The sequence below is a fragment of the Allobosea sp. P1_A7 genome (assembly GCF_056406775.1).
This window is the reverse complement of record NZ_JBFTZN010000003.1, coordinates 42,661-59,765: the sequence shown is the minus strand read 5'-3', so window position 1 is coordinate 59,765 and position 17,105 is coordinate 42,661. Positions and strand designations below refer to the sequence as shown.

At 64.1% G+C, this 17,105-nt stretch carries 15 protein-coding genes; 2 read left to right on the top strand and 13 right to left on the bottom strand.

All coding sequences use genetic code 11. From position 1 onward, the window contains the following. On the bottom strand, positions 1–1,192 hold a 1,192-nt coding region (locus AC1D34_RS01160), incomplete at its 3' end, for a LytS/YhcK type 5TM receptor domain-containing protein (protein WP_476823279.1). A gap of 103 nt (positions 1,193–1,295) precedes the next feature. Here AC1D34_RS01160 and mutS point away from each other — a divergent pair. Then, positions 1,296–4,046 carry a DNA mismatch repair protein MutS gene (mutS, locus tag AC1D34_RS01155; RefSeq protein ID WP_476823278.1) on the top strand — a complete coding sequence of 917 codons (2,751 nt, stop codon included), beginning with the start codon at positions 1,296–1,298 and terminating at the stop codon, positions 4,044–4,046. A gap of 97 nt (positions 4,047–4,143) precedes the next feature. On the opposite strand, the gene AC1D34_RS01150 is transcribed toward mutS, so the two are convergent. The 3 genes from AC1D34_RS01150 to AC1D34_RS01140 all read right to left on the bottom strand — a co-directional run bounded on the left by AC1D34_RS01150 (position 4,144) and on the right by AC1D34_RS01140 (position 6,926). Beyond that, positions 4,144–5,007, bottom strand: coding sequence for a C40 family peptidase (locus AC1D34_RS01150; RefSeq protein ID WP_476823277.1), 864 nt, complete (start codon positions 5,005–5,007; stop codon positions 4,144–4,146). A 46-nt stretch (positions 5,008–5,053) separates the two neighbouring features. Then, positions 5,054–5,407 carry a MarR family transcriptional regulator gene (locus AC1D34_RS01145; protein WP_476823276.1) on the bottom strand — a complete coding sequence of 118 codons (354 nt, stop codon included), beginning with the start codon at positions 5,405–5,407 and terminating at the stop codon, positions 5,054–5,056. A gap of 127 nt (positions 5,408–5,534) precedes the next feature. Beyond that, complete coding sequence (locus AC1D34_RS01140; RefSeq protein ID WP_476823275.1) at positions 5,535–6,926, bottom strand: leucyl aminopeptidase family protein; 1,392 nt, start codon at positions 6,924–6,926, stop codon at positions 5,535–5,537. A 174-nt stretch (positions 6,927–7,100) separates the two neighbouring features. Between AC1D34_RS01140 and AC1D34_RS01135 the strand changes: the two genes are divergently transcribed. After that, the gene (locus AC1D34_RS01135) at positions 7,101–7,916 is read left to right on the top strand and encodes a tetratricopeptide repeat protein (protein WP_476823274.1); all 816 of its coding nucleotides are present in this window, start codon (positions 7,101–7,103) and stop codon (positions 7,914–7,916) included. Between the two features lie 140 nt (positions 7,917–8,056). On the opposite strand, the gene AC1D34_RS01130 is transcribed toward AC1D34_RS01135, so the two are convergent. The 9 genes from AC1D34_RS01130 to AC1D34_RS01090 all read right to left on the bottom strand — a co-directional run bounded on the left by AC1D34_RS01130 (position 8,057) and on the right by AC1D34_RS01090 (position 16,805). Then, on the bottom strand, positions 8,057–9,034 hold the full coding sequence (locus AC1D34_RS01130; protein WP_476823273.1) for a type II secretion system F family protein: 978 nt from the start codon (positions 9,032–9,034) through the stop codon (positions 8,057–8,059). A gap of 10 nt (positions 9,035–9,044) precedes the next feature. Then, positions 9,045–10,022: a type II secretion system F family protein gene (locus AC1D34_RS01125; protein WP_441490622.1), complete on the bottom strand. Its 978-nt coding sequence runs from the start codon at positions 10,020–10,022 to the stop codon at positions 9,045–9,047. Between the two features lie 25 nt (positions 10,023–10,047). Further along, complete coding sequence (locus AC1D34_RS01120) at positions 10,048–11,505, bottom strand: TadA family conjugal transfer-associated ATPase (RefSeq protein ID WP_441490621.1); 1,458 nt, start codon at positions 11,503–11,505, stop codon at positions 10,048–10,050. Between the two features lie 79 nt (positions 11,506–11,584). Then, positions 11,585–12,850, bottom strand: coding sequence for a CpaE/TadZ family protein (locus AC1D34_RS01115; RefSeq protein ID WP_441490620.1), 1,266 nt, complete (start codon positions 12,848–12,850; stop codon positions 11,585–11,587). Then, positions 12,850–13,611 (bottom strand): CpaD family pilus assembly protein, encoded by a 762-nt coding sequence (locus AC1D34_RS01110; RefSeq protein ID WP_476823272.1) that lies wholly within the window; start codon positions 13,609–13,611, stop codon positions 12,850–12,852. Before AC1D34_RS01110 ends, AC1D34_RS01115 begins: the two co-directional genes overlap by 1 nt. A gap of 10 nt (positions 13,612–13,621) precedes the next feature. Continuing rightward, a complete protein-coding gene (locus tag AC1D34_RS01105) occupies positions 13,622–15,091 on the bottom strand; it encodes a type II and III secretion system protein family protein (RefSeq protein WP_476823271.1) in 1,470 nt (489 codons plus the stop codon). Next, positions 15,088–15,864 (bottom strand): Flp pilus assembly protein CpaB, encoded by a 777-nt coding sequence (cpaB, locus tag AC1D34_RS01100; RefSeq protein ID WP_441490617.1) that lies wholly within the window; start codon positions 15,862–15,864, stop codon positions 15,088–15,090. The genes AC1D34_RS01105 and cpaB overlap by 4 nt, the downstream gene beginning before the upstream one ends. Positions 15,865–15,981: 117 nt before the next feature. Continuing rightward, positions 15,982–16,494 carry an A24 family peptidase gene (locus AC1D34_RS01095; protein ID WP_441490616.1) on the bottom strand — a complete coding sequence of 171 codons (513 nt, stop codon included), beginning with the start codon at positions 16,492–16,494 and terminating at the stop codon, positions 15,982–15,984. Between the two features lie 143 nt (positions 16,495–16,637). After that, positions 16,638–16,805 (bottom strand): Flp family type IVb pilin, encoded by a 168-nt coding sequence (locus AC1D34_RS01090; RefSeq protein ID WP_441490615.1) that lies wholly within the window; start codon positions 16,803–16,805, stop codon positions 16,638–16,640. Between the last annotated feature and the right edge of the window lie 300 nt (positions 16,806–17,105).

The following is a 17,105-nucleotide window of genomic DNA, read 5'->3' as shown; positions in this document are numbered from 1 at the left end:
CCTCGGCGGCGACCGCGACGCTGCCGACGCGCTGGGAGGCATTCTCGGCCTGGCGCGTCACATCGACGGCGCGCAGTGCCGTGCTATTGGCGTTCTCAGCCATCTGGCTCGCAGCCTGGTGCATATCGCGCACCGAAGCGCCAACCTGCCGCAAGGCCTGCCCCACGGTGACCTCGAGGTCGCCGGCAAGTTCGGTCAAGGCTGCCTTGCGTTGTTCCTCCAGGGTCTGCTGGCGCGCTTCCAGGGTCTTCTCGTCGGTAATGTCGAGCAGGATGCCGTCCCAGACCACAGAGCCATCCGCCATTTTGCGCCGCGTCGATTCGCTGCGCAGCCAGACGATCGATCCGCCCGCGCCGCGGTAGCGCGCCTCAAAACGCCAGAGCGTGGCGGCCCCTTCCGGCGCCGCCCGCAGCTGCTCGAACCGCTCCCGGTCCTCGTGCAGCATCCTGCCGAGCCAGATCTCCGGGTCGCGCTCGACCTCTTCCCTGGCAATCCCAAGCGACTTGTCGATGGAGAAGGAGGCGAACCGATAGCTCGTCCCCCCCGCGGGATGAAGGATGCGTTGATAGAGAGTGCCCGGCGCCCGCTGGATCAAAGTCCGTAGCCTGTAGGAGTTCTCGCGCCGCTCACGATCATTATTGATGACCAGGCCAACGAGCATCGTGCCCGCAGCGCTGACAGCAATCATGGCCGGCACGGCCTCCTGGAGAAACCGCTCGGCGACAACCCAGCTCGGCATGAAGATCACCGATGCGAGCAGGCAGCCGGCCCCGACCAGGCTCAGCGCCGCAAGATCGCGGAACGCCAACGGTCGCCTGCACCGGCTCAGCCAGGCGGCGTAGGCGACACCGGCAAGGGCGTGCAGCACGATTCCCGCAACCCCGGTCGGCATACCGGCCCCGGCATTGGCGTAACGCATGGCGGCAAGCGAAACAGCAGTGACAGCGGCGGCCAGGGGCCCTCCAACCGGCCCGGCCAGAATGGCGAAGACATTGCGGGAATCAATGGCGATGCCGGGCTGGAGCACAAAGGGATGCGCCATGCTGAGCAGGCCGCCGATCGAAAACAGGACTCCGACACAGCATTGGCGCAGCCAGGGCCGTCCCTCGATCAACGGGGCCGCAATGGTCAGGATCAACGCCGCAAGCAGCAGGAACGAAAGGCTTTCGACGAGACTGATCAGAAGCAGCATGAACGGGCCTTGGGCCGGAATGATGAAATGACCGTGCTTTCAATTGTTGAAAGTCTCGCTAACGGATGGCGGCGCGCGTGGTTTTTGATAGCGTCCGCCAGCCATGCGCCGCGACATTCCAGAATCCCCGAGCCTTCCCGAAGCAGCGAGTTCAGTCCCGAAGGCTGCGGCCGCGGTCGACGCCGGCCGCGTCACGCCGATGATGGCGCAATATGTCGAGATCAAAGCGGCCAATCCCGATTGCCTGCTGTTCTACCGGATGGGCGATTTCTACGAGCTGTTCTTCCGGGACGCCGAGATCGCCTCGCGCACGCTCGGCATCGTGCTGACCAAGCGCGGCAAGCATCTCGGCGAGGACATCCCGATGTGCGGTGTGCCGGTCGACCGCGCCGATGACTATCTCCAGCGCCTGATCGCCGCCGGACACCGCGTCGCCGTCTGCGAGCAGACCGAAGACCCCGCTGAAGCCAAGAAGCGCGGCGGCAAATCCGTGGTCCAGCGTGACGTCGTGCGACTGGTGACGCCTGGCACCATCACCGAGGAGCGATTGCTGGACCCCGGCCGCGCCAGCCTTCTGGTCGCGGTTGCACGCCGCAAGCTCAGCGATTCGAGCGCGCTCTACGGCCTTGCGTCGGTCGACATCTCGACAGGACGTTTCTCGGTCATGGAGGCCCCGCCGGAGCGGCTCGCCGTCGAGTTCGCCCGGCTTGAGCCGCGCGAGATCGTTTGCCCGGAGGCGATCCACGACGACCCGGAGCTGAAGGAATTCTGGCGCGAACTCACGGTGCCAGTGACCCCGCTGGCTCGCGAGGGCCTCGATGCGGCTTCGGCCGAGCGCCGACTCAAGGAGTTCTTCGGCGTAGCCACTCTGGATGCCTTCGGCGCCTTCAGCCGCGCCGAGATTGCAGCCGCAGGCGCGGCGCTGGCCTATGTCGAGCGGACCCAGTTCGGCGCGCGTCCACCCCTGTCGCCACCCGTACGCGATTCCGGCAGCGCGACCATGCTGATCGACGCTGCAACACGCGCCAATCTCGAGCTGACACGCACGCTTTCGGGCGAGCGAACCGGCAGCCTTCTGTCCAGCATCGACCGGACAGTGACCCCCGGCGGAGCGCGACTGCTGGCCGAGCGGCTTGCCGGACCGTTGACCGAGCCGGCGGCGATCGCCATGCGGCACGACGCCGTCGAGGCGCTGCTGAACGATGCGCCCCTGCGCGAGACCCTGCGCCGAGAGCTCGACCACGTACCGGATATCGCCCGCGCCCTCGCCCGGCTCTCGCTCGATCGCGGCGGTCCGCGCGACCTGGCGGCGCTGGGCGCAGGCCTGAGTGCGGCACGAGCGATCGCGCAGTCGCTCGCCGACCAAGACACTCTGCCGGAAGCCCTGACGCAGGCCGCCCGAACGCTGGCCGCAACCGACCCGGCCCTGCCCGCCCGGTTGACCGAGACGCTGGCCGACGATCTGCCGCTCAACCGCCGCGACGGACGCTTCGTGCGCGACGGCTATGACCCGGCACTCGACGAACTCAGGCTGCTCCAGGTCGATTCGCGAAAGGTCATTGCCCAGCTCCAGGCGCGCTATGCGGCCGAGACCGGCTGCCGCACCCTGCGGATCAAGCATAATTCCATGCTCGGCTATTTCGTCGAGGTGCCGCAGGCCGCCGGCGAGGACTTCCTGAGGGAGCCCTGGCGCGCCACCTTCGTCCACCGTCAGACCATGTCGGACGCGATGCGCTTCTCCTCGGTCGAGCTCGGCGAACTCGAATCGAAGATCGCCTCCGCCGCCGACCGCGCGCTGAAGCTCGAACTCTCGGTCTTCGCCTCGCTCAATGCCGCCGTGCTCGACGAAGCCGAGCCAGTGAAGGCGGCAGCGCTCGCGCTTGCCGAGATCGATGTTGCCGCAGCCCTGGCGGCACTCGCGGCCAACGAAAACTGGACGAGGCCCCTCGTCGATGACGGCGCCGACTTCACCATCAAGGGGGGGCGCCACCCCGTTGTCGAAGCCGCACTGAAGCGTGACGGAAAGCCCTTCGTCGCCAATGACAGCGAGCTCTCGGCTCTTGGCGCAGCCGACACCGGCGGACGCATCTGCCTCATCACCGGCCCGAACATGGCGGGTAAATCGACTTTCCTGCGGCAGAACGCGCTGATAGCCGTGCTGGCGCAGATGGGCTCCTATGTGCCCGCCGCGAGCGCCCATATCGGCATTGTCGACCGGCTGTTCTCACGCGTCGGCGCCGCCGACGATCTCGCCAGGGGGCGCTCGACCTTCATGGTCGAAATGGTCGAGACCGCCGCGATCCTGAATCAGGCCGGGCCGCGCGCGCTCGTCATTCTCGACGAGATCGGCCGCGGCACGGCGACCTTCGACGGCCTGTCGATCGCCTGGGCCGCCATCGAGAACCTGCACGAGATCAATCGCTGCCGCTCGCTGTTCGCGACGCATTATCACGAGCTGACAGCGCTTGGAGACCGGCTGGCGCGCGTCACCAATGCCACGGTGCGCGTGACAGAGTGGAATGGCGAGGTCGTCTTCCTGCACGAGGTCGTGCCCGGCGCTGCCGATCGCTCCTATGGCATCCAGGTCGCCAAGCTCGCCGGCCTGCCACCTGCCGTTGTCGAGCGGGCCCGCGCCATTCTCGGCGAACTGGAAAAGACGGAGCGCGAGAAGCCTGTCGCCTCGCTGGTCGATGATCTGCCGCTCTTTGCGGCGCCGGCCCGGCGACCTGCACCAGTTTCGGCGGCCGAACCTGGCCCGGACGTATTGCGCGAAGCGCTTGCCGCGCTCGATCTCGACGAGATGACGCCACGCGCTGCACTTGACGCGCTCTATCGACTGAAAGCGCTGGATTAAAGCATCGGCCCGAAAAGTGGATTGCGGTTTTCGGAAAAACCGGTGCGAAAACAAAAACTTAGATCATCGGACCCGATGTGAATTTCGGTCCAATGATCTAAGCGGCAACAATCCGGCGGATGCTGGTGATGGCGCCGAAGCTTTTGTCCAGAATCCGGTCGCGGGCGGTGCGCAACGGCTCGCGATGGACCGTCATGGTGTAGCCATTAGCGTGCAGCAGCGTCTCGGCGTCGGTCATGATGCCGACATGCCCCTTCCAGAACACGAGGTCGCCGCGCTGCAAGCCGGCGAGGCTCTCGTCGAAGGCGATCGGCTGGCCTATCGCCGCTTCCAGCATGTCGGAATCACGCGGCGAAGCGATCCTGGCCGCGGCCAGGGCCAACTGAGTGAGGCCGGAGCAATCGAGACCGAGGCTTGTCTTGCCGCCCCAGAGATAGGGGACATGCTCTAAGCGCTCAGCAACGGCGACGAAATCGGTCTCGCCCTCACCGAGTTCCGCGAGATGTGTGCGCCAGACATGGCCACCATCGGCGAGTACGAGAAAATTGCCGCTCTCGCCAGCAACGGCCAGGCCGGCGCCCAGCGACAGCGCGGCAAGCGGTGGCAGTTTGATCGAGGCTCCGGGATAGACGAAGGTCCGCAATGCACGAACGCAGTGCGTCGGCGCGGGCACATCGGCGCGCAACGCATCGTCCGGCAAATAGCCGACATAGTCATCAGCGCCGAGCTGGCCCCAGGCCCAGCCCTCATGCTGCTCATAGACCTGCACGACCTCGCCCGCGAGGGCTTCTGTATCGAGCGGGGCATCGGGCCGCGGCTCGCGCCGAACCGGCGCGGAGGGGGCGACGACCCGCATGGTGACGGGATCGGCAAAGGCGCGGGCCTCGACTTGGCCGATCAGATGCCGGGCGGCGAGGTCAGGGCGGGCCGGGGTCAGGCGACGGTCGAGAATCGTGTTCATGCGGGCACCATAGCCGGAGCCTGCTCATGAGCGAAGACGCCTTTGCTCAGCCCGGCCCGAGGTCACGCGCCCGTTGCACCACCAGGTCGGCAAGCCGTTCGACAGCGAGGGCCCCCGCCACGGTCCGCTGGATCACGACATTGCGCCGGTCGAACTCGTCGCGCCTGCGCGCGACGAGGCCGAGCTTGCCCATCGTATCGAGCGCGCGGGTGATCACGGGCTTGGTGACGCCGAGCTGCTGGGCAAGCCCGCGCACGGTATGCGGCGGCAACTCGAGATAGATCGTCAGCAGGATCGCGGTCTGGCGGGCCGAAAGGTCCGCCTGCCCGTCATGCACCAGATCGAGATGCACCTGCCGCCAGAGCCTGAGCGCCTGCGAAGGCCTGATCTCCAACGCCATGACTGATACGAACCCCGATCGTTACGGGTCCGTATCATTATCGCGCCGAGCCGCGGCTGCAATCGCTCTCGTCGAACAGACTTAACCGCCGACTATCGATGGCATGCCGCGCGGAGATCGCCGGGCTTCATCCCCGGACCTTCGGATAGAGCTGCTTGACCAATGCATAGGTCAAACGCGCGGCCTGACATTCGCCGCCCTCGGGGCGGCCGGGCTTCGACGATGGGTTCCAGGCATAGATATCGAAATGAGCGTAGGACTGTGTCTTCTCGACGAAACGATTGAGGAAGAGCGCAGCCGTGACGGAGCCGGCAAACGAGCCCCCGGAGACGTGGTTGACGTCGGCGATCTTGGAGTCGAGCAGCCCGTCATAGGGCGGCCAGAGCGGCATGCGCCAGACCGGGTCGTTTACCGTCTGCCCCAACCGGGAGATTTCGACCGCGAGCCCTTCATCATGGGTGTAGAAGGGTGGCAGCTCGGGACCGAGCGCGACACGGGCGGCGCCCGTCAGCGTCGCATAGTCGATCAGCAGCTCCGGGGCTTCCTCATCCGCCAAGGCCAACGCATCGGCCAGGATGAGCCGGCCTTCGGCGTCGGTGTTGCCGATTTCGACCGTCAGCCCCTTGCGGCTCCGGAGCACATCGCCCGGGCGGAACGATGAACCGGAAACGGCATTCTCGACGGCGGGCACAAGGAGGCGCAGCCGTACCGGAAGCTTCGCCTGCATGATCATGCGCGCAGCGGCAGCCGCGGCCGCGGCCCCCCCCATGTCCTTCTTCATCAGCAGCATGCCGGCATCTGTCTTGAGGTTGAGCCCGCCCGTATCGAACGCCACGCCCTTGCCGACGAGCGTCACCTTGGGATCAGCGGGATTGCCCCAGACAAGGTCGATCAGGCGCGGAGCGCGCGGCGACGCGCGGCCCACGGCATGGATCATCGGGAAGTTGTGCTCGAGCAGATCGTCCCCGACCTGGCTGGTGACACTCGCACCAAAATCCTGCCCGAGCTGACGGATCGCGGCCTCGATCTCAGCGGGCCCCATGTCGCTTGCCGGCGTATTGACGAGATCACGGGCAAAGGCGACCGCCTCGGCGAGCGCGCTCAGCTCCACACCATCCACGCCCTCGGGCAATACCAACCGAGCGCGGACCGGCTGCGGCTTGCGGTAGCGCTCGAAACGATAGGACTGGAGCAGCCAACCCAGCGCCGCAAGGCCGAAATCATCGATCTCGCCCTCCAGACGATAATCGCCCTCCGGCAGTACCGCGGCGAGCCGGCCGGGAGCAAATGGGTCGCGTCGGCGCGCCGATGTCCCCTCGACACCAAGGAGCACCGCGCTGACAGCGCCCAGCCCATCCGGCAGCACGACATGCTGCCCGGGACGCGCGGCGAAGCCATGGGCCTTCGCAAAGCGCGCGGCCTCCGGCGCGAGGCGCTCAATGAGTGCCGGCCAGCCCGCCTTCGAGACGAGATGAACCGGGACGGCGGACGGTGCAGAGGCAAGGAGCAGGCTGTGCACGGCTGAAGGAACCTGTTCGAAGGAGTGAGCGGCGAGGCCAGTTAAGGAAGCATTAGGGTTAACGTTTTACCACCAGAACGACCAGTTCTCTCTCGTGGCAAGGCACTCTGGCCCATGTCCCGCTGCTTCTCCGCAGTTTTGTATCCTTCGTCTGCGGCCTCCCGCGTCCGGCTGTTGGCAGCCGTCTGCCTCGCCTCGCTCGCCCTGGCCGGCTGCCAAAGCCGCGGCGGGATCGGCGACATCACCGGCTCCATCGGGCGATCCGCCCCGACCCAGCCACGCGGACCCGCCGAATGGCGCACTGAGGCCGACCAATGGGGCAAACGCTACGACGCGAACCAGAAGGACCGGAACTCCGCTTTCTACTATGCCCGCGCGCTGCGGGCGCTCGACCAGAATGCCCAGGCTCTCGCCGTTCTGCAGAACGCTGTCCTCATACACAACGACGATCGCGAGATGCTCGGTRCCTATGGCCGTTCGCTGGCCGATAACGGCCGCTACAAGGAAGCAGACGAGGTGCTCTCGCGCGCCCATTCGCCGGAGCGTCCGGACTGGCGCATCCTGTCGGCACAAGGCACCGTCGCCGACCAGCTTGGCGAACATGCCCGCGCCCAGCAGATCTATGAGACCGCCCTAAAGCTCGCTCCCGGCGAGCCCACGGTGATGTCCAATCTCGGCCTGTCGCTTGCGCTGTCGAAGCGCCTGCCCGAGGCCGAGCGCGTGCTGCGCGAGGCCGCGAGTTCCAACCGGGCCGACGCACGCATCCGGCAGAATCTCGTGCTGGTGCTCGGCCTGCAGGGCAGGTTTGGCGAAGCGGAAACGCTGGCACAGCAGGACCAGAGCCCGGCCGAAGCAGCCGCAACCATCGCCTATCTCAAGCGCAGCGTCAGCCAGCCCAATAGCTGGAACATGCTCAAGGGCGGCAGCAAGGCAAAGACAGCGGCATCAGCGCAGCCTGAGCAAGCGGATCGGCCCGTCCCACAGGGTTAGGGCCGCCGGTCACCTCGGCGAGGCCTTCAACCCACGAGCATATGAGCCGTCGGGAGGGATCGGCTGCATCCGCTGCGCGCCCCTTTGCCCTTGCTCAGCGCCAATATGTGCGTGGCGGCTCGCCGGTCGAGCCCACGAGGTTACTTCAGCTTCATCACCTGGATGATTGCCGGCGTCATGATAACGACGAAGAGCACCGGCAGAAAGAACAGGATCATCGGTACGGTCAGCTTTGGTGGCAAAGCGGCAGCCTTCTTCTCCGCTGCCATCATGCGCTGGTCGCGGCTTTCCTGCGCCAGCGTACGCAGCGCAGTGCCCAGCGGCGTGCCATAGCGCTCGGCCTGAACCAGTGCCGTCGAAACTGACTTGACGCCCTCGAGTCCGGTGCGGACGGCAAGGTTCTCATAGGCTTGGCGTCGTTCCGCCAGGTAGGACAGTTCGGCCGTGCAGAGCGCAAACTCCTCGGCCAGGGGCACAGACTGGCCGCCAATCTCGGTCGAGACCTTGCGGAAGGCATGCTCGATCGACATGCCCGCCTCGACACAGATCAGCAGCAGGTCGAGCGCATCGGGAAAGGCCTGCTGCATCGAAGCCTGGCGCTTCGAGATCTGGTTCGAGAGAAAGATCTCCGGCGCCTTGATGCCGAGATAGGCACCGCCAATCGCGATGCCTATCCGGATCGGAAGCGGCTGACCAAAATCATTGATGAAGAAGACGTAGAAGAGCGCGAACAGAAAGAGACCGATCGGCGTTACCAACCGGAAGAACAGGAAAGCGATCTCGGCCTGCGGCCCGCGATAACCCGCCATCGCGAGCTGCTTCTTCGCCGTTTCGGTCCCGAGCCAGTCGCCCAGCTTGAACTGATCGACGATGCGCCGCATGAACGCCTTTGGTTCCTGCCGCAGCGAGACCTTGTCCTTCTGCCGGTTCAGGCGGTCCCGTTCACGCGCCCGGATTTTGTCGCGCTCGATCGCCACATTTTTCATGCGCTTGTYGAGATCGTTGCCCTCGACCAGCGGCATCGCAAGAGTCAGCACCGTCGCGGCTGCGGCAACGGCGGCGAGCAGTGCGACCAGGAACTGGCTGTCAGCGAGCTTATCTGCGATGAGGGCGATCATTTGTGCAGCCTCAGATGCTGAAATTGATCATCTTGCGCATTGTCATGATGCCAATCAGCATCCAGACGCCACTCGCTACGAGCGCAACCTTGCCCATCTGAGTAAGCCAAAGCAGTTCGATATATCGCGGGCTGGTCAGATAGACGAGGATCGCAACGACCGGCGGCAAAGATCCAATGATCGCAGCCGAGGCCTTCGCTTCCATCGAAACCGCCTGGATCTTGTCGCGCATCTTCCGGCGCTCGCGAATGACCTTCGACAGATTGCCAAGGGTCTCCGCGAGATTGCCGCCGGTCTTCTGCTGGATCGCCAGCACGATTCCGAAGAAATTAGCCTCGGCACAGGGCATACGCTCATAGAGCTTGGCTGCGGCCTCGGTCAGCGGCAGCCCCAGCCCCTGGCTTTCGATAATCAGACGAAACTCCGACCGGACCGGTTCGACGGCTTCGGCGGCGATGATCCGCAGGCAGTCATTGAGCGGCAAGCCGGACTTGATACCGCGCACGATGACGTCGATTGCATTCGGAAATTCGTTACCGAACTTCTTGAGGCGCTTCGATCGGGTCCGCGACAGGAACCAGCGCGGCAGGCCGAAGCCGCCAATGAACAGCCCCACCAGCAGGAGCAGTGAATTGGCTGTCGCAAGGAAGAACAGAATGCCGGTTACCGCCGCCGATATCGCGCTGATGACGTAGAACTTGCGACGATTCCAGTTCAGCCCAGCCTGCAGCAACAGGACCTCAAGCGTGAGCTTGTTGCGGGCGTTCTCGCGGCTTTCGATATCCTTGAGGCTCTGGGCGATCTGGCCGCGCTTCTGCCGCGCCTGGACCTCACGATCGACCGTCCTTGCGGCGACCGGCCCTGTAAACTCCTTGCGACGCTTCTCCGCCCGGTTCTGGCCGCTCAACAGCGGATAAAACAGCGCGTAGACCACGCCCCCCGCCGCGAGGGTCGCAAGTACGACAACCGCGATGACACTCAGGTCCATGGCTCAGTTCCGTCCATCGCCGCGGTCAAGCAGCATTGGCTTCATCCTGGACCGCGAGTTGGTCAATCGCCGTGGCAAGCCGCTGCTCTTCGCCGAAATAGCGGGCCCGCTCCCAGAAGCGCGGGCGGCCGATGCCCGTCGAGCGGTGCCGCCCGATCAGCTTGCCTGCGGCATCCTCGCCGAGAACCTCATAATTCATCAGGTCCTGGGTGATGATGACGTCGCCCTCCATCCCCATCACCTCGGTGATATGGGTGATCCGGCGCGAGCCGTCGCGCATGCGTTGCGCCTGGATGACGACATCGACGGAGGAACAGATCATCTCCCGCAATGTCTTCGAAGGCAGGCTGAACCCGCCCATGGTGATCATGGATTCGATACGGCTCAAGCATTCGCGCGGCGTATTGGCGTGCAGCGTCCCCATTGAACCGTCATGGCCCGTGTTCATCGCCTGCAACAGGTCGAAGGCTTCCGGGCCACGCACCTCGCCGACGATGATTCGCTCAGGCCGCATGCGCAGGCAGTTCTTGACGAGATCGCGCATGGTGACCGCGCCTGTCCCCTCCAGATTGGGTGGGCGCGTCTCGAGCCGCACGACATGCGGCTGCTGGAGCTGCAATTCGGCAGCGTCCTCGCAGGTGATGACCCTCTCATCCAGGTCGATATAATTGGTCAGGCAGTTCAGTAGCGTCGTCTTGCCTGAGCCCGTACCACCGGAAATCACGATGTTGCAGCGCACCTTGCCGATGATCTTGAGGATTTCCGCACCAGGCGGAGAGATCGCGCCAAAGCGGACAAGCTGATCCAGCGTCAGCTTGTCCTTCTTGAATTTGCGGATGGTGAGGGCCGGTCCGTCGATCGCCAGCGGCGGCGCGATGACATTGACACGCGAACCGTCGGCAAGGCGAGCGTCGCAGATCGGCGAGGATTCGTCGACGCGCCGGCCCACCTGGCTGACGATGCGCTGGCAGATGTTCATCAGCTGCGCGTTGTCGCGAAAGCGAACATTGGTCAGCTGGATCTTGCCACCGGTCTCGATGAAGGTGCGTGAGGCACCGTTGACCATGATGTCTGCGATGTCGTCCCGCGCCAGTAGCGGCTCCAGGGGACCGTAGCCGAGCACGTCGTTGCAGATGTCGTCGAGCAGTTCCTCCTGCTCGGCGATCGAGAGCACGACGTTCTTGAGCGAGATGATCTCGTTGATGATGTCACGGATTTCCTCCCGCGCCGATTCACCGTCGAGCTTCGCGAGCTGAGAGAGGTCGATCGCCTCGATCAGCGCCCCGAAGATCATGCTCTTCATCTGGTAATAGTCATCGGACTTCGGTGTCTCGACCGGAGCCACGGGAGCTGCCGGCACCTGACGGCGCATGTCGGTCGGAGGCACAGTCAACTCAGGCAGGCGCGCAGCCGCAGCCGGGCCGGCGGGCCTTGGGTTCAGAGCTGGTGCCGTCGCAGCGTTCGTGGATCGCTTTCCGAACATGTCATCCCCCTTTCGCGCCGGGAAACGGCCAGCCGGCCGGTCGGAGCGAGCAGGCAGTGGCGAACAAGACCCCCACCGCTCAAGCCCTGCGACGCTTGAGCTTGGCGACCAGCGGCTCCAGCAGGCTGCGCTTACCGCGCCGGGCCTCGCCGCGACCGGTCAGCGTGCTTGCAATCTGAATGAAGGCCTCATTGATCTTGCCGCCGGACTGGACCTCCGCAATCATCTGCCCATTATTGGCGGCTGTGCCGAAGACCTGCGCGTCGAAGGGAATCGTGGCGAGCACCTCGACACCCAGGGCCTTGGCGAATTCCCCCGCATCGATCTCGGGCCGCTTGGGCAAGCCGACCTGATTGAGCACCAGACGTGGCGGGGAATCATTTGGGCGACTGGCCCGCGCCAGATCGATCAGATTTTTGGCGTTTCGCAGCGAGGCGAGTTCGGGCCCCGCGACGACCATGACCTCGTCAGCACCGATCAGGCAGCGCCTGACCCAGCCGCTCCAGAGATGCGGCACATCGAGAACCACGCAAGGCACACTGGCTCGCAACAGGTCAAAGAGCTGCTCGAAGGCGTCCTCCGGCAGGTCGAGCGTCCGGTCCAGAATCGCCGGCGCCGCCAGCAAGGCGAGATTGTCGCTGCAACGCGAGAGCAGGCGATCAAGCATATTGGCATCGAGCCGATCCGGCGCAAATACGGCCTCCGCGATGCCCTGCGGCGGATCCTGGTTGAAATCGAGCCCCGCCGTGCCGAAGGCGATGTCGAGATCGACGATTACGGTCGAGGCATCGAGATTGCGTGCCATGGCCCAGGCGACATTATGGGCCACGGTCGAGGCGCCGACACCGCCCTTGGCACCCATCACGGCGACGATGCGGCCGAGATTGCGAGCCCCGGGCGCGACATAGAGCTCGGACAGGGTGCGGAGGATATCGAGCGGTTCGAGCGGAGCGATCAGATAATCGCTGACGCCGCGGCGGATCAGATCGCGATAGAGCTGGACGTCATTGACATGGCCGATGACGACGACCTTCGTGCCAGCATCGCAGCTCTGGGCCAGAGCATCGAGATGACTGACGAGCGTGGCGCCGTCGGACACCGTTTCCAGCACAATGACATTGGGCGTAGGTGCGGTCCGGAACGCCTCGACTGCGGCCGCCGCCCCCCCCATCTGGACGCGCGAATGCGTCTTCTCCATGCGGCGATCGGTACTCGCAGTCTGCATGGCAGCGGCGATGGCCGGCGTTTCGCAGAAGGCCTGGAGCGTGATGCGCGGCAACGGCGCGATGACCTCGTCCCCGGCACCGCCCGCCAACTGAGTCTCGAAGTTCTGCGTCGGATCCATCAGCGCCCTCCGACCGCCGAGTTGATCTGCGGCGTTTCCTGCCGATACTGGGTCGAGGGATCCTTGCCCTCACGCAACTTGCCGATCGCATTCATGCGCTTGACGATGTCGGAGCGCCCCTCGCTACGGCCGCGGACCAGATCGATCGGATCTGCAACCTGTGCCGCGAGCGTCGCCTGGCTGGAACAGCCAAAATTCCACATGGTTTCGTTCGAGCCGTCGAACTTCCAGTCGGACACACCCGCATCCTGGGTCCATTGCCCGCAGGAATGCGGCAGGCCCGCCTGCAGCGAGGCGAATGACAGGCGGATGGGCGAGGCGAGATTCGGGTCTGCGATGGGATAGGTCCTAATCGAGAGCGAGGCAGGCGACACACCGCCACGCGCCAGGGCCCTGCGCACCGATTCGAGCGTGCCATGCGTTGCCATTTCCCGGCCGCCGCCAGTCGGCACCTGGGCAACGAGCCCCCCGCGCCCGCTGCGCCGGTATTCTGCGGCAAAGCTCGCGACATCCTCGGCCTGGCGATTGTCCAGCCCCGCACCGGCCCGTACGACAAAGACATCAAGCGAACGAGGCGCGTCACGCAGCACGATCGGATGCCGCTCGCGCAGATCGCTGGCGCTGATCGAACCTGTAACGTCGGTCTTCGATGCACACCCCCCGAGCGCGACGCCAGCAGCCAGAACGGCGGCAAGAGGCCAGCGGCTTGTCCTCGACGGTCCTCGATCGGTCATGGCCAGAGCCACCCCTTGCATGTTCATGAAAGCATCCTCAGTCGGCGATGAAGCCGACCCGGCCCTTGTAGGCCTGGGGCAGCGGCCCGCCATTGGTGCCGTAAATCTTGTTCAATCGTCCAAGCAGAATGGCCTGTGCGTCATGCGCATCGACAAAGCCGTCGTCCGGGCGCTGGATCTGGTTCGGCTCCATCGGCTTGGCGATATAGGGGGTGGCCGTGATCATCAGCTCCGTCTCCTCGCGTTGGTAGTCGCGCGAGCGGAAGAGCACGCCGATGACAGGCAGGTTCATCAAACCGGGGAAGCCGTTGATCGATTGCTTCGAAACGCGCTGGATCAGGCCCGCGGTTGCCAATGTCCCTCCCGATGGCAGCTCGACAGTGGTGTCCGATTTCCGGACGCGGAAGGCTGGGGCGTTGATGGCTTCCTGCCCCGAGTTGCGCGTGTCGGTCAGCCGGAGCTGGTTCTCGAAATCGAGTTCCGTGACCTCGGTCGCGATGCGCATGCTGATCTTGTTGTCGGACATGACAATCGGCGTGAAGTTGAGAGCGACACCGACCTGCTTGTATTCGATCTGCAACATGCAGCGCCCATAGACGGAAGCGGCGGTTGGATCCTGGCAGTTGTAGCCCTTCGGCACCGGCACTTCGCCGCCGGCCGTGAATTTGGCGCTCTCACCTGAGATTGCCGTGACGGTGGGTTCGGCCAGCACGCGCGCGAGGCCCGCGCGTTCAAGTGCACGCAGGGTAAAGTTACTGGAATTGCCGATCCCAGCAGTAACGGCGGTAGCGGCCAATGCCTGCGGTTGCAGAGGGAAGGGATTGTCGAGGGTCGGCATGACCGAGAAATTGCCCAGCTTCCATTCGCCTGTCGAATTGATGCCGAGCTGCTTGATCGCCTTTCGCGAGACCTCGGAAACCACGACCTTGACCATGACCTGATCGCGGCCCCGGATGGTCATCGAATTGATTACTGCTCCCTTGGACGAGGTGAACAATCCGCTCGAGGTTCCAACGAAGGCATTGGCGATGTCGACCGCCTGGGTCGCTTCAGAAGCGTTGGCGACATTGCCGGTCAGCAGAATCGAGTTTCCCGCCGGTTTGACATCAATCTGCGCCCTCGGCATTGCCGCGCGTAGCGTCTGACGCAGTACGTTCAGATCTCGGCCGACCTCGATCTCAAGTGCGGAAATCTGGCGACCTTCGGCATCGATGACGAACCTCGAGGTCGAGCCGTCGGCAATGCCGATGATGAAGAGCTTGCGGGCCGAGCGAACGACTGCGTTGGCCACCTTCGGATTGGCGACGAAGACCTCCTTGGCGTCGCGCGGCAGCTCAACGATCACCGAGCGGCCGATCGAGAGGTCGAGCTTGCGCGCAATGGCGTGTTCACTGGAACTGACGTTCAGAACGGGGGCCGGCCCACTGGACTGGGCTCCGGCCGAAGCAGCCGAGATGAGAAGCGCGAAGACCGAAACGGCAGATGCGAAAGTGCGATTGACGATCATGGCTTCACACTTCTGCTAGTCACGCCGTAGCGCACGAGGGTCAAACCGCCTTCTTCAGCGGGTCGGCCGGCATCGCCTGCATCCTTGAGGCTGCGTAGAGCAAGCGAGAGCGTGCCGGTCTTCTGCGCCTGGGCCACGACCTCGACCTGACGCGGCTCGAGTTCGAGCGTAGCCGTCTCGCCGATGACAACTTTCTCGCCGTTGCGCTCCTGGATGTTCTGGCCGATCGCCAGCACGCGGACATTGACCAGGATGGTTTCGCTCACGAAATTCTCGTTCGCGTTGGGGCCGTTATCCTCCTTGTAGGTACGGACGACGTCGACCCGGTCGTTGGGGAGGATGAAACCGCCTGCCGTATTGGCACCACGGCTGTCCGTGCTGATGGCGATGGCCCGCTTTCCCGCTGGCAACACCGCGGAGAGGAAGCCCGTGCCGTCCGTACGGATGAGCTTTTCGCGCCGGATCGGCTCGCCGCCCGACACCGCAAAGCGCGCCAGTTGACCGGCGAGCTCGGTCTCAGCCTCGGGTGCTTCGTCCTTGCGTACGACGCCCGATGGAATGCTGGCGAGGGGCCAGTCGATCCACTTCATGTCGCTGGATGTGAGCGTGTTGCCGACGGGGATATCCGCCGAAGCGACCAGAACCGGGATCGTGGGTGCAGGCTCGTAGCGCGTCACCGGCGTCGAGGGCGTCTTGGGGCGCTGGATCAGCAGCGCTGCGCCCAGTCCCGCAATCAGCGCGACAGCAAGGATGATGATGCGGGCAGGACTCATGGCAACCGATCCCCAGCCAACACGAGCTGGCTCTGGTCGGGGATCGTGCCGCGGGAATCGTCAACTTATGGTTAATCGGACGTATATTTTTCGCCGGTCTCACCCTCAGCTCTGGCTTCAAACGCCGATGGCAGCACGCCAGACAGCCGTCTCCGGGAGGACAATCAACGCCGACAAGGCCAGCGCTATTCCGTAGGGTACGCCTTGGTTTGCCGCATGCAGGCGCTTCGCCCATGACCAGTTCTCGGCGAGAGCCGGCAACGGGCCCGAGCGCAGCTTTACGATCAGGAGCGTCAACACGCCACCGAGCACCGCAGCGAGCATGAGATAGGGCATGAGCTGTTCGAAGCCGAACCAAAGCGCTGTTGCAGCCGCCAGCTTGGCATCGCCACCACCGATCCAACCAGCGGCGAATAGGCCGAAACAGACAACGAGCATCAGACCGCCCGCCGCCACATGCCAGCCGATCTGCCCCCACGGCATTCCGAGAAGCCCGGCGCACAGCGCAAACAGGGCGATGACCAGGAGGCAGAGCCTGTTCGAAATGGTCATGGTGAAGAGATCGCTYGCCGCGGCGTAAGCCATCGCAGCAGGAAAGACCACGAGCATGGCGATAAGAACGAGCGTCATGAGGCTACCCAGGAGCAGAGAGGGCTCCATGCATCATGACTGGAGCGACGTCACCAAAGCCTTACCTCAAAGGCAAAAGCGCCCCGGTAAACCGGAGCGCTCCAGAGCTCTTGCATGCAGCGGCGACGCTGCCCGCGAGTCGCTTACTTGTTGAGCTCGGTCGCGATCTCGTTGAACTTGGCGGTCAGGCCGGTGCCGACCGAGGTCATCGCGGTGATGGCGACAACGGCAATAAGAGCGGCGATCAGGCCGTACTCGATAGCGGTCGCGCCGGACTCGTCCTTGGCGAAGCGAGCGAACAGATTCTTCATGGGAGAACTCCTTTTACACCACGGTTTGACTGCTGCCTTCGCTCTGAGCGGCTTCGGTCAGCGACAAGGAGGACATTACCTCTCGCTTATTGCCGATCAGTTAAACGAACCGAAGAATTCGCGCGATCTCAAAAACATCTACTCGATGGTTAACGTCGAATTTACAACATAGACGAGCCATTAGAATAGTGAATTTTTACTCAAAGTTTCTATTTTCTAATATTATACGCTCCATCAGAAGCATATTTCCTTAGGTTACGAACGACACTCTGGCATTGATAGGTCAAATACAAAACTGAA

Excerpts from the sequence above, each read along its gene's own strand:
- mutS (WP_476823278.1), top strand. The coding sequence starts at position 1,296 with ATGCGCCGCGACATTCCAGAATCCCCGAGCCTTCCCGAAGCAGCGAGT.
- AC1D34_RS01150 (WP_476823277.1), bottom strand. The coding sequence starts at position 5,007 with ATGAACACGATTCTCGACCGTCGCCTGACCCCGGCCCGCCCTGACCTC.
- AC1D34_RS01145 (WP_476823276.1), bottom strand. The coding sequence starts at position 5,407 with ATGGCGTTGGAGATCAGGCCTTCGCAGGCGCTCAGGCTCTGGCGGCAG.
- AC1D34_RS01125 (WP_441490622.1), bottom strand. The coding sequence starts at position 10,022 with ATGGACCTGAGTGTCATCGCGGTTGTCGTACTTGCGACCCTCGCGGCG.
- AC1D34_RS01120 (WP_441490621.1), bottom strand. The coding sequence starts at position 11,505 with ATGTTCGGAAAGCGATCCACGAACGCTGCGACGGCACCAGCTCTGAAC.
- AC1D34_RS01115 (WP_441490620.1), bottom strand. The coding sequence starts at position 12,850 with ATGGATCCGACGCAGAACTTCGAGACTCAGTTGGCGGGCGGTGCCGGG.
- AC1D34_RS01110 (WP_476823272.1), bottom strand. The coding sequence starts at position 13,611 with ATGAACATGCAAGGGGTGGCTCTGGCCATGACCGATCGAGGACCGTCG.
- AC1D34_RS01105 (WP_476823271.1), bottom strand. The coding sequence starts at position 15,091 with ATGATCGTCAATCGCACTTTCGCATCTGCCGTTTCGGTCTTCGCGCTT.
- cpaB (WP_441490617.1), bottom strand. The coding sequence starts at position 15,864 with ATGAGTCCTGCCCGCATCATCATCCTTGCTGTCGCGCTGATTGCGGGA.
- AC1D34_RS01090 (WP_441490615.1), bottom strand. The coding sequence starts at position 16,805 with ATGAAGAATCTGTTCGCTCGCTTCGCCAAGGACGAGTCCGGCGCGACC.